At 67.6% G+C, this 11,974-nt stretch carries 12 protein-coding genes and 1 pseudogene; 6 read left to right on the forward strand and 7 right to left on the reverse strand.

Annotated elements, in window-relative coordinates:
* Nucleotides 1-1,262 (forward strand): NAD(P)/FAD-dependent oxidoreductase (locus tag QMX79_RS17070; RefSeq protein ID WP_282247799.1); only part of this gene is annotated, 1,262 nt, incomplete at its 5' end.
* On the opposite strand, the gene QMX79_RS17075 is transcribed toward QMX79_RS17070, so the two are convergent.
* A complete protein-coding gene (locus tag QMX79_RS17075) occupies nt 1,235-1,552 on the reverse strand; it encodes a hypothetical protein (protein ID WP_282247800.1) in 318 nt (105 codons plus the stop codon). The genes QMX79_RS17070 and QMX79_RS17075 overlap by 28 nt on opposite strands.
* Nucleotides 1,549-1,821: a GIY-YIG nuclease family protein gene (locus tag QMX79_RS17080; RefSeq protein ID WP_282247801.1), complete on the reverse strand. Its 273-nt coding sequence runs from the start codon at nt 1,819-1,821 to the stop codon at nt 1,549-1,551. Before QMX79_RS17080 ends, QMX79_RS17075 begins: the two co-directional genes overlap by 4 nt.
* A 103-nt stretch (nt 1,822-1,924) precedes the next feature.
* Between QMX79_RS17080 and QMX79_RS17085 the strand changes: the two genes are divergently transcribed.
* Nucleotides 1,925-2,542 carry a trimeric intracellular cation channel family protein gene (locus QMX79_RS17085; RefSeq protein ID WP_282247802.1) on the forward strand — a complete coding sequence of 206 codons (618 nt, stop codon included), beginning with the start codon at nt 1,925-1,927 and terminating at the stop codon, nt 2,540-2,542.
* Here QMX79_RS17085 and QMX79_RS17090 read toward each other — a convergent pair.
* The 5 genes from QMX79_RS17090 to QMX79_RS17110 form a co-directional block, all read right to left on the reverse strand.
* On the reverse strand, nt 2,539-2,976 hold the full coding sequence (locus QMX79_RS17090) for a GNAT family N-acetyltransferase (protein ID WP_282247803.1): 438 nt from the start codon (nt 2,974-2,976) through the stop codon (nt 2,539-2,541). The genes QMX79_RS17085 and QMX79_RS17090 overlap by 4 nt on opposite strands.
* Before the next feature lie 46 nt (nt 2,977-3,022).
* A complete protein-coding gene (locus tag QMX79_RS17095) occupies nt 3,023-3,328 on the reverse strand; it encodes a DUF1778 domain-containing protein (protein ID WP_282247804.1) in 306 nt (101 codons plus the stop codon).
* Nucleotides 3,329-3,474: 146 nt separating this feature from the next.
* A complete protein-coding gene (locus tag QMX79_RS17100) occupies nt 3,475-4,548 on the reverse strand; it encodes a 3-deoxy-7-phosphoheptulonate synthase (protein WP_282247805.1) in 1,074 nt (357 codons plus the stop codon).
* Between the two features lie 318 nt (nt 4,549-4,866).
* On the reverse strand, nt 4,867-6,516 hold the full coding sequence (groL, locus tag QMX79_RS17105; protein WP_282247806.1) for a chaperonin GroEL: 1,650 nt from the start codon (nt 6,514-6,516) through the stop codon (nt 4,867-4,869).
* 87 nt (nt 6,517-6,603) lie between these two features.
* On the reverse strand, nt 6,604-6,891 hold the full coding sequence (locus tag QMX79_RS17110) for a co-chaperone GroES (RefSeq protein WP_282247807.1): 288 nt from the start codon (nt 6,889-6,891) through the stop codon (nt 6,604-6,606).
* A gap of 279 nt (nt 6,892-7,170) precedes the next feature.
* Between QMX79_RS17110 and QMX79_RS17115 the strand changes: the two genes are divergently transcribed.
* The 4 genes and pseudogenes from QMX79_RS17115 to QMX79_RS17130 form a co-directional block, all read left to right on the forward strand.
* Entirely contained in the window at nt 7,171-8,955 is a 1,785-nt protein-coding gene (locus tag QMX79_RS17115) for an endonuclease (protein WP_282247808.1), read from the forward strand.
* A gap of 94 nt (nt 8,956-9,049) precedes the next feature.
* Complete coding sequence (gene cutA, locus QMX79_RS17120; protein WP_282247809.1) at nt 9,050-9,388, forward strand: divalent cation tolerance protein CutA; 339 nt, start codon at nt 9,050-9,052, stop codon at nt 9,386-9,388.
* The gene (locus QMX79_RS17125; protein WP_282247811.1) at nt 9,388-11,757 is read left to right on the forward strand and encodes a protein-disulfide reductase DsbD domain-containing protein; all 2,370 of its coding nucleotides are present in this window, start codon (nt 9,388-9,390) and stop codon (nt 11,755-11,757) included. The genes cutA and QMX79_RS17125 overlap by 1 nt, the downstream gene beginning before the upstream one ends.
* Nucleotides 11,754-11,974 (forward strand): annotated as a pseudogene (locus tag QMX79_RS17130) (hypothetical protein); the annotation flags it as partial. The gene QMX79_RS17125 and the pseudogene QMX79_RS17130, both read left to right, overlap by 4 nt.

An 11,974-nucleotide genomic window follows, 5' to 3' on the forward strand; every position in this document is an offset into this window, starting at 1 on the left:
CCGGGGGGGGGCCCCCCGGCGGGGGCCCCCCCGCGCGCATCCGCATCACCCTGGTAGACCGTCGCAACCACCACCTGTTCCAGCCGCTGCTGTACCAGGTCGCCACCGCCGGCCTGTCCGCGCCCGACATCGCCGCGCCGCTGCGCCACATCCTGGGCGACCAGCGCAATGTTGAAGTGCGGCTGGGCGAGGTGACCTCCATCGACAAGGCCAGCCGCCAGATCACCCTGGCCGACGGCAGCCAGCTGGGCTACGACAGCCTGATGCTGTGCACCGGCGCCACCCACGCGTATTTCGGGCACGACGAGTGGGCCGCCGACGCGCCTGGCCTGAAGACCCTGGACGATGCCATCGCACTGCGCCGCAAGCTGCTGCTGGCCTTCGAACGCGCCGAGGCCGAGCCGGATCCGGCACGCAAGGCAGCCTGGCTCAGCTTCGCGGTGGTCGGCGGCGGCCCCACCGGGGTGGAACTGGCCGGCACGTTGGCCGAGATCGCGCGGCACACACTACGCAACGAGTTCCGCCATATCGATCCGGCCAGCGCCAAGGTGCGGCTGGTCGAAGCCGGGCCGCGGGTGCTGTCCAGCTTCCCCGAGGTGCTGTCGCTGAAAGCGCGGCGCCAGCTGGAGAAGCTCGGGGTGGAAGTGCTGACCGGTACCGCGGTGAGCCACATCGACGGCGAGGGCTTCCAGCTCGGCGAGCAGTTCGTTGCCGCGCGCACGGTGGTGTGGGCCGCGGGCGTGGCCGCCTCGCCGCTGGCGCGGACGCTGGAGGTGCCGCTGGACCGCGCCGGACGCGTGCCGGTGCAGCCCGACCTGACCCTGGCCGGGCACCCGGAGATCTTCGTCGCCGGCGACCTGGCCGCGCTGCAGCAGGCCGATGGCCGGCCGGTGCCGGGCGTTGCCCCGGCCGCCAAGCAGATGGGCAAGCATGTGGCCGCAACCGTCCGTGCGCGGCTGGACGGCAAGCCGGCACCCGGGCCGTTCAAGTACCAGGACTTCGGCAACCTGGCCACGATCGGGCGCATGGCCGCCATCGTGCACCTGGGCCGGCTGCAGTTGTCAGGTGTGCTCGCCTGGTGGTTCTGGCTCGCCGCGCACGTGTTCTTCCTGATCGGGTTCCGCAACCGGATCGTGGTGCTGCTCAACTGGGCGGTGGCGTACTGGAGCTACCAGCGCAGCGCGCGGATCATCTTTGGTGATGACCGCGAGGACCGGCGGCCGAAGCCGTCCGATCAGGGATCGTTGCCGGGCGCGAGGTGAACGTCCCAGGTGCACAGGAAATCCGGATCGCTGATGGTCAATGCCATCGAGCGCAGGGTGTAGTCGCCAGGGGCGGCCGGCGTGTAGTGGTCCAGCGTGGGCGGCAGGAACAGCTCCTCGCCGTCCACTGCGCTGGCCAGTACCACGCCCTCGTCGTCATTGATGCGCAGCACGTGCCCGGCCATCTGGCGGTGCTCCAGGGCGTTGCCTTGGGCGTCAAGGTAGGTCATGCCGGCGAGCACGGTCTTGCCGATCATTGCGCGCGCCTTGGCGCGGTCGATTCCGGTCATGTTTCGGCACTCCGTTGCTGCAGCCAAGCCAGCTTGCGTGCGCGCGGCTGGCGCTTGAGCTCGCATTCTGCCTTGGAAGCTGCCGAGCGGTCGGGATATGCGCGCATCGCCAGCAGCTTCACCGGCGGGTTGGCGCGGGTGTAGCGCGCCCCCTTGCCGCACAGGTGGGCCTGGAAGCGGGCATCCACGTCGTTGCTGATGCCGGCGTAATAGCTGCCGTTGCGGCATTCCAGCAGGTAGACGTACCAGGGGGTGGGTTCAGCGGGCATACCGGGATTATCCACCGGCAGGGGTGCGCTGGCTGCTAGAATCCGCCGCGGACGCAGGGGAGAGGCGCGTTTCCGTCCCCGCCCGCCCCTCCGGAGCCGCTGCATGTTGCTGTCCATCATCTATCTCATCGCCATTTCCGCTGAAGCCATGACCGGCGCGCTGTCTGCCGGCCGGCGGCGGATGGACCTGTTCGGCGTGGTCATCATCGCCTGCGTCACCGCGCTGGGCGGCGGTTCGCTGCGCGATATCGTGCTGGGCCACTACCCGCTGGGCTGGGTCAAGCACCCCGAGTACCTGGGCTTCACCGTCTGTGCGGCGCTGATCGCCACCTGGGTGGCGCGCTGGATGCACCACTTCCGCCGCACCTTCCTGGTGCTCGATGGCCTGGGCCTGATCTGCTTCACCCTGATCGGCTGCGCGGTGGCGCGCGACGGCGGCCACGCGGTGCCGATCGTGCTGATCGCCGGCATGCTTACCGGCGCCTTCGGCGGTGTGCTGCGCGACGTGCTGTGCAACGAGGTGCCGCTGATCTTCCAGAAGGAGCTGTACGCGGTGATCACCCTGCTCACCGGCGCGGCATGGCTGGGCCTGCTCGAACTGGGCGTGTCACTCAACGCCGCCACGCTGTGGTGCCTGGGCGGCGGCTTCGCGTTCCGCCTGCTGGCCATCCACTTCAAGTGGGAAATGCCGAAGTTCGTGTACCGCGACGAGGTGCATTAGCACGTGAGAGGCAGCATCAACGTGAGCGGGTGAATCGGTGAAACGATGAAACCGTGCTTGAGATAGAACGCCTTGGCCGGCTCATCGATAGCATGGCAGAGCAACGCGCGTGCTCCGACCTGACCGCACGCCTGCAGCGAACGTAGCACCGCATCCTTCAACAAGCCTTGGCCAATGCCCTGCCCCGCCCTGTCCGCGTGGACCGCCAACCGCCCCAGCACGATGACCGGAATGGGATCGGGCATGTTGCGGCGGATTCGTCCGGGCACGGCTTCATGCGCTATCGAACCGGCTGAGAGCGCGTAGTAACCGACAACGCGACGCTGCTCATCGCAGGCTACAAAGCATCGTGATGCGCCGGACGCCTGGTTCTGGCGTGCGCGTTCAAGCAGCCATTTCGCCAGGGCTGGGGCGCTGCAGCGAAAGTCATCCAACAGATGATCCGCGTGCAGCGGGGTTGGAGCGGAGAGCCACAAGGGCTCAGCGTTCCCAAGGCGCCGGCGTGCTCAACAACCGGCGCAGCGCCAGGTTCTCGTCCAGCGGTGCGTCCAGCAGCGCATTGAAGCGCTGCAGCTGCCCAGCATTCAAGGTGAACTGCGTCTGCTCGGCAAGCACCTCGCGTGCCCTGTCGCACGCGGCATCCAGGATGAACTCGGTGCGATTCACGCCACTGATTGCTACGGCTCGATCGATCAGATCCTGCTTATCGGCAGGGGCCCGGAAATTGATGACTTTGCTTGCGGTTCCCATGGGAAGCACCCGCACCTTGCTGAACTGTGCATACATTGTACATACACCCTGCAGGACCCTCAAGTGAGGCCTGTAGTCTGCGGCCCCAGACGCGCAGTATCCAATTGATTTTGTTTAACAAAACCAGACTTCCGGTAGAGCGGATCTTTCGTGGAGCCGGCCGGCGGCCGGCTCCCTGCGGGTCAAGCCGCCTCGGCCAGACGCCGCGCGCGCCGCGCACGCACGGCCTCGGCCAGCGCTTCCAGCACCTGCAGCGAACTGTCCCAGCCGATGCAGCCATCGGTGATGCTCTGGCCGTAGACCAGCGGCTGGCCTTCCACCAGTTCCTGGCGACCGGCCACCAGGTGGCTTTCCACCATCACGCCCACGATGCGCTCTTCGCCGGCCGCCAGCTGTGCGTTGATGTCGGCGATCACCTTCGGCTGGTTCTCGGGATTCTTGCTGCTGTTGGCGTGGCTGGCATCAATCATCAACCGCGCCGGCAGCTGCGCCTTGGCCAGCGTCTGGCTGGCGGCATCCACGCTGGCGGCATCGAAGTTCGGCACCTTGCCGCCGCGCAGGATCACGTGGCAATCCGGGTTGCCGGCGGTGGCGACGATGGCCGTATCACCCTGCTTGGTCACCGACAGGAAGTGGTGAGGATTGGACGCGGCACCCACCGCGTCGGCAGCGATCTTGATGTTGCCGTCGGTACCGTTCTTGAAGCCGACCGGGCACGACAGCCCCGAGGCCAGCTCGCGGTGCACCTGGCTTTCGGTAGTGCGCGCGCCAATGGCGCCCCAGGCAACCAGGTCGGCGATGTACTGCGGCGAGATCACATCCAGGAACTCCACGCCGGCCGGCAGGCCCAGCTTGTTGATGTCGCGCAGCAGGCCGCGCGCAACGCGCAGGCCCTTGTTGATCTGGAAGCTGCCATCCAGGTCCGGATCATTGATCAGGCCCTTCCAGCCCACCGTGGTGCGCGGCTTTTCGAAGTAGACGCGCATGACGATTTCCAGCTCGCCGGCGTAGGCATCGCGCAGCGGCTTGAGGCGTTGTGCGTATTCGATCGCGGCGACCGGGTCATGGATCGAGCACGGGCCGATCACCACCGCCAGGCGGTCGTCGCGGCCGTGCAGGATCTCGTGCAGTGCAGCGCGCGAGGCGCTCACCGTGGAGGACGCCTCCTCATCGCAGGGCAGCATCGCCAGCAGCTGGGCGGGCGGGGTCAACGGCTCGATCTTGCGGATGCGCAGGTCGTCGGTATGGGGGGGCATGGGGGTGTCCTCTGGAAGGTGGGGGTCCCCAGCGCGGCGGCAACAAAAAAGCCGCCAGGTGCGCTGGCGGCTTTCGGGAATGCGTCTGAAGGTTTCTTCAGGGTGAACGCATGCCTTCCTCCGCCGGTGGCTTCGGAAAGTAATACCAAAAATAGGAATTGGCGTGGCGTGCGTTCATTGGGGACTATAGATAGCACAGCTCTTGTGCGACGCAAAATGTTTCATTCGCAACTGCGACCGCCGCTGCCCAACAAAAAACCCCGCCTTTCGGCGGGGTCCTTTTTTTACAGCACGACAGGATGTCGCGTGTGCGGGGACTTAGAAGTCCATGCCGCCCATGCCACCCATGCCACCCATGCCGCCGCCTGCTGCACCGGCGCCGTCATCCTTCTTCGGCGCTTCAGCCACCATCGCTTCGGTGGTGATCATCAGGCCGGCGATCGAGGCGGCGTTCTGCAGGGCAGAACGGGTCACCTTGGTCGGATCCAGGATGCCGAAGGCCAGCATGTCGCCGAATTCGCCGGTGGCGGCGTTGTAGCCGTAGCTGCCGGTGCCTTCCTTGACCTTGTTGACGATCACGGACGGCTCTTCGCCGGCGTTGGCGACGATTTCACGCAGCGGGGCTTCCATCGCGCGCAGGGCGATCTGGATGCCGTGGTTCTGGTCTTCGTTGGCACCCTTCAGGCCGGACAGCGCGGTGACCGCACGGACCAGGGCAACACCGCCGCCCGGCACCACGCCTTCTTCGACTGCTGCACGGGTAGCGTGCAGGGCGTCGTCGACGCGGTCCTTCTTTTCCTTCATTTCGATTTCGGTCGACGCGCCGACCTTGATCACGGCAACACCGCCGGCCAGCTTGGCCACGCGTTCCTGCAGCTTCTCACGGTCGTAATCGGACGAGGTGTCTTCGATCTGGGTCTTGATGCGGGCCACGCGCGATTCAACGGCGGCCTTGTCGCCCTGGCCGTCGACGATGGTGGTGTTTTCCTTGGAAACCTGCACCTTCTTGGCGCGGCCGAGGTCGGCGATGGTCGCCTTCTCCAGCGACAGGCCGATCTCTTCGGAGATCACGGTGCCGCCGGTCAGGGTGGCCATGTCTTCCAGCATCGCCTTGCGACGGTCGCCGAAGCCCGGGGCCTTGACGGCCACGACCTTGACGATGCCACGGATGGTGTTGACCACCAGGGTGGCCAGCGCTTCGCCTTCGACTTCTTCGGCAACGATCAGCAGCGGCTTGCCGGCCTTGGCGACGCCTTCCAGCACCGGCAGCAGGTCACGGACGTTGGAGATCTTCTTGTCGTGCAGCAGGATGTACGGATCGTCCAGGTCGGCGGTCTGCGCCTGCTGGTTGTTGATGAAGTACGGGGACAGGTAGCCGCGGTCGAACTGCATGCCCTTGACCACGTCCAGCTCGTTTTCCAGGCCCGAGCCTTCTTCAACGGTGATCACGCCTTCCTTGCCGACTTCACGCATCGCTTCGGCGATGATGTTGCCGATCGACTCGTCCGAGTTGGCCGAGATCGTACCGACCTGGGCAATGGCCTTGTCGTCAGCGGTGGGCTTGGAGATGTTCTTCAGCTCGGCGACGGCGGCCACCACGGCCTTGTCGATACCGCGCTTGAGGTCCATCGGGTTCATGCCGGCAGCCACGGCCTTGGCGCCTTCGCGGATCAGGGCCTGGGCGAGCACGGTGGCGGTGGTGGTGCCGTCGCCGGCGTCGTCGTTGGTACGCGACGCGACTTCCTTCACCATCTGCGCGCCCATGTTCTCGAACTTGTCAGCCAGTTCGATTTCCTTGGCGACGGACACGCCGTCCTTGGTGATGGTCGGGGCGCCGAAGCTCTTCTCGAGCACGACGTTGCGGCCCTTCGGGCCCAGGGTGGCCTTGACGGCATTGGCGAGAACGTTGACGCCGCGCACCATGCGGGCGCGGGCGTCTTCACCGAAACGAATTTCCTTGGCAGCCATTGCGATTACCTTTTATGTGGCGCCGGGCGATGCCCGGCTGCATTGATTGGGGACACGTAAGACCAGGCAGAGCCCGGCGGCGCAAACTCAGCCGATGACGGCGAGGATGTCGTCTTCGCGCAGGACCTTGTATTCCACGCCTTCGCTCTTGTAGCTGCTGCCGGCGTACTGGCCGTAGATGACCTTGTCGCCAACCTTCAGGGACGGCGCGCGCACGCTGCCGTTGTCCAGCGGCTTGCCCGGGCCCACGGCCACGACTTCACCCTTGGTCGACTTTTCCTTGGCCGAGTCGGGGATCACGATGCCGCCGGCGGAGACTTCGTCGGCTTCGATCGGCTTGACCACGACGCGGTCGTGAAGCGGCTTGATGTTCATGCGTGCCTCTTAAGTTGTTGATTGGTTTGAAAAAGTCTGGCGATATTAGCACTCGCCCCAGGCGACTGCCAGCACCGCTCGTGAAAAAACCCGCCAGTGCGGGACAGGGCAGAGATGGTGCTGTCCCCGGCCCTTTCAAGGGGGTGCCGACGATTTCTCCCAGACCGCCATTTTCTTGACGCACGTCCCAATGCGGAGTGCCGAAGACGACAAATCGATAGATGTGTCATATGGATTAGCTAGATTCGGCCGGCAAAACCCAATCACAAGGAGCCGTAGATGAGGTTGCTCACACCGCTGTCCCTGGGGTGCCTGTTGGCGCTGGCCGCGGGTTCCGCCCGGGCGGACGTATTCATCAATGAACTGCACTACGACGACAGCACCCCGGCCGGGGATGTCGGCGAAGCCATCGAGGTGGTCGCCACCGGCGGCGAGGACCTCAGTACCTACCGGCTGTACCTGTACAACGGCAGCACCCCGTCGGCCGCCACGGTCTATGCCAACAATGCCGTGCCGGCCGGTACCGCCGCCGGCTGCGGCAAGGCCAGCATCGCCACCGTCACCTACCCCACCAATGGCCTGCAGAACGGCTCCAACGACGGCATCGCGCTGGTCGATGCCAGCGGCAAGGTGGTCCAGTTCATCAGCTACGAAGGCACCATCACCGCGTCCGGCGGCCCGGCCGCCGGGCTGACCAGCCAGAACATCCCGGTCAGCGAGAGCAACAGCACCGCCCCGGGCACCTCCCTGCAGCTCACCGGCAGCGGCAGCCAGTACACCCACTTCACCTGGGCCGGATCGGCCGCGCAGACCTTCGGTGCCTGCAACACCGGCCAGACCTTCAGCGGCGGTGGCAGCACCGGCCCCAACACGCCCCCGTCGGTGAGCACCACCACCCCGGAACAGGGCGCGACCAGCTTCCCGGCCGCCGCCGACCTGGCCGTGACCTTCAGTGAAAGCGTCACCGTCAGCGCCGGCGCCTTCACCCTCAGCTGCGGCCAGTCCGGCGCGGTACCGCTGACCCACGCCAGCAGCGGCACCCGCTTCACGCTGTCCACCAACACCGCGCTGGTGGCCGGCGAAGCCTGCCGCTTCGACATCCGCGCCGCCCGCATCAAGGACGCGCAGGGCGCACGCCCGGCCGCCGATACCCGCATCGCCTTCACCGTGGCCAGCGGCGGTACCGACCCCGGCCCCGATCCGGACCCGGGCAGCTACTACTCCAAGGTCAACACCTCCAGCCCCAGCCAGCTGCGCTGCTCGCTGCACGCCACCATCAAGGGCCACACCTCCTACCCGTACAGCGGCTCGGGCACCAGCACCTGGACCATCCTGGAAATCGCCGACGAGGATCCGAACAACAGCGGCCGGATCCTGGACGCGTACCGCAACCGCAGCTACGCGAAGGTCAGCGACCGGGCCGGCACCGGCAGCGGGCTGACCTACAACCGCGAGCACACCTGGCCCAATTCACTGGGCTTTGCCAGCACCACCGGCGACAAGGGCCTGCCGTACGCGCCCTACACCGATACCCACATGCTGTACCTGACCGATGCGCAGTGGAACGCGGACCGCGGCAACAAGCCGTTTGCCAAGTGCGACAGCAACTGCGGCGAGCGCGCCACCGAAGCCAACAATGGCACCGGCGGCGGCAGTGGCGGCTACCCGGGCAATTCCAACTGGGTGCGCACCCCCGACGGCAACGGCGGCACCTTCGAGGTCTGGGGCCACCGCAAGGGCGACATGGCGCGTGCGGTGATGTACATGGCGATCCGTTATGAGGGCGGCAAGGATGCAGCCACCGGCCAGTCCGAACCGGACCTGGAGCTGACCGACGACCGCAGCAGGATCGTGAAGACCTCGGCGTCGCCGGCTTACATGGGCCTGCTCTCGACCCTGATCGACTGGCACCTGTCAGACCCGCCGGATGCAGCCGAACGCGCCCGCAATGAAGTGATCTACAGCTTCCAGGGCAACCGCAATCCGTTCATCGACCACCCGGAATGGGGCACGCCCGCCCTGTTCACGTCGGCCAAGCCGGCGACCTGCGAGCTGGCGAACTGATCGACCGCGAGATCCGGCCAACGGCCGGGGCTACGGGTCTGTGATGGAGCCGGTCCCGTGGGGACCGGCTCCATCCGCATTACAATCGGCGGTCATGTCGACCCCCGATCCCGTATTCATTCTTCTGACCACCTGCCCCGATGCGGCCACCGCCGCGCGGATCGCGCACGCACTGGTGGAAGAACGCCTGGCCGCCTGCGTCACCCGGCTGGACGGGGCGCATTCGACCTACCGCTGGCACGGTGAGGTCACCGAGGACCACGAGGTCCAACTGCTGATCAAGACCACCGGCAGCCGCCTGGATGCGGCCATCGCGCGCGTGCAGGTACTGCACCCGTATGAACTCCCCGAGTGCATCGCGGTCGAAACCCGCGCCGGCCTGCCGGCGTACCTGGATTGGATTCGGGCCCAGACCCGAGAGGAAACTGATTGATGACGCTGTTTCGTCGTGTTGCCGCGCTGTGCGCGCTGTTCGTGGTGTCCCTGCCGGCGCTGGCCGTCAGCGAGAAAGACCTGCTGCCGGTGGACGAAGCCTTCGGGCTGAGCGCGCAGGCGCGCGACCGCGACCGCATCGAGGTGAGCTGGAAGATCGCACCGGGCTACTACCTCTACCGCCACCGCACCACGGTCAAGAGCGACGCCGGCTTCAGTGCCGAGGCGCTGCAGATGCCGGCCGGCAAGAAGCACCACGACGACTTCTTCGGCGAGGTGGAAACCTACCGCGAGCGGCTGACCGCGGTACTGCCGGGCAAGGCCGCCGACGGTACCGATACGGTGACGCTGGAAGTGCGCTACCAGGGCTGCGCCGATGCCGGCGTGTGCTACCCGCCGCAGAAGCGCAGCGTGCAGGTCAAGCTGCCGGGTGGCAGCGCCCGCGCCGACAGCGCCGTGACCCCGGCCTTGGGCGGCGGCGCCGCGTCGCCGTTCAACAACCCGCTGGCCGGTGGCAGCGCCGCCGGTGGCCTGCGCCTGCCCGGTGCGGCCAGCACCCAGTCGCTGCCGCTGCCGTCCGAGCGCGCCTTCGGCTTCGAAGCCATCGTCGGCGATGGCAACACCGTGCTGCTGCGCTTCAGCCCGGCGCCGGGCTACTACCTCTACCGCGACCGCACCTCGCTGAAGCTGGAAGGTGCCCCCGGCATCCGCGCGGACAAGCCGCTGTGGCCGGCCGCCAAGTCGCACCGCGACGAACACTTCGGCGATGTGTCGGTGTACTTCGACCAGGTCGACGTGAAGCTGCCGCTGCGCCGCAGCGTGGCCGATGCCGCCGATGCCACGCTGGTGATCACCTTCCAGGGCTGCCAGACCGATGGCATCTGCTACCCGCCGATGACCCGGCGGGTGAAGCTGGCCCTGCCGGCCGGCAAGGTCAACGCCAGCGCGGATGAAGAAGCACGCCGCAGCGAAGTGATCGCGCCGCTGGTGTCGCGCGAGAAGCGCGCGCAGGGGCGCGAGGCTACCGGCATGGCGACCCAGCCGATGCTGATCCGCCCGAACGAACCGGCCCTGGAGCTGCCCGCCGACGGCACGCCCGACGCCAGCGCCGACAACGACCAGCGCACGCGTCCTCCGGGTGCCAGCGGCAGTGCCGCGCCGGTCACCCTGGTCACCGCATTGCTGCTGGCACTGGCCGGCGGCCTGATCCTCAACCTGATGCCGTGCGTGCTGCCGATCCTGTCGCTGAAGGTGCTGGGCGTGGCGCAGAGCGGCGAAAGCCGCCAGCGCGCGCGCAGCCATGCGCTCTGGTACACCGCCGGCGTGCTGGTGGCGTTCGCCGCGATCGGCGCGCTGGTGCTGGCGCTGCGCGCCGCCGGCCAGGCCGCAGGCTGGGGCTTCCAGCTGCAGCACCCGTGGTTCATCGCCGCGCTGGTGTACCTGATGTTCACCGTAGGCCTGAGCCTGTCCGGGGTGTTCACCCTGGGCGGCAGCCTGGGCGGCGTGGGCCAGTCGCTGGCCTCGCGCAGCGGGCCGATGGGCGATTTCTTCACCGGTGTGCTCGCCTGCGTGGTGGCCAGCCCGTGCGTGGCACCGTTCATGGGGGCGCCGCTGGCCTATGCCTTCACCGCACCGGCGGTGCCGGCGATGCTGGTGTTCCTGATGCTCGGCCTGGGCCTGGCGCTGCCGTTCCTGCTGATCGGCTTCGTGCCCTCGCTGGCCAAGCGCCTGCCGCGCCCGGGTGCGTGGATGGAAACCCTGAAGCAGGTGCTGGCCTTCCCGATGTATGCCACCGCGCTGTGGCTGCTGTGGGTGCTGGGCAAGCAGCGTGGCGTGGATGCGATGGCGCTGGTGCTGGCCGGGCTGGTGGTGCTGGGCCTGGCGCTGTGGTGGTTCGAACGCAGCCGCTGGCGCAGCCAGCGCGTCGGCGCCGCCTTGGCGCTGGTGCTGCTGCTGGGCGCGCTGGTGCCGGTGTGGGGCGTGACCCGCATCGCTGCACCGGCCAAGGCCGCGCTGGCGGCCGCCGACAACGTGGTGGCCTATTCGCCGCAGATGCTCGACCGGCTGCGCCAGGACAACCGCGTGGTGTTCGTCAACATGACCGCCGACTGGTGCGTGACCTGCAAGGCCAACGAACGCGCGGTGCTGGGCACCCATGGTTTCGAGGAAACCCTGCGCCGTACCAACGCGGTGTACATGCGCGGTGACTACACCAACGTGGACCCGGAGATCACCGCGTTCCTGGAAGAGCACAAGGCCGTGGGCGTGCCGCTGTACGTGGTGTACGGCCCCGGCGCACCACCGACCGTGCTGCCGACCGTGCTGACCCAGGCATTGGTGGAAGAAGCGCTGCTGCGCACCGCGCGATGAGCACCCCGCCGCCCCGCACCTCGTTGATGGTCGTGGCGGCGCTGGCGGCGGCGCTGGGATTGGGCACCGGCGTGTACTACGTCGGGCGCGCGCCGCAGGAACCCAGGTTCGCCGCCGTGGATCGGCCGGCCGCCGTGCCGGCCCGGCCCGGCGCTCCGGGGCCGGCCCTCACCCTGCCGGACGTGGACGGCCCGCCGGGGGTCGTCGCCCGCGTCGG

This window comes from Stenotrophomonas sp. PS02300, assembly GCF_029959395.1.
Lineage (GTDB): Bacteria > Pseudomonadota > Gammaproteobacteria > Xanthomonadales > Xanthomonadaceae > Stenotrophomonas > Stenotrophomonas maltophilia_AD.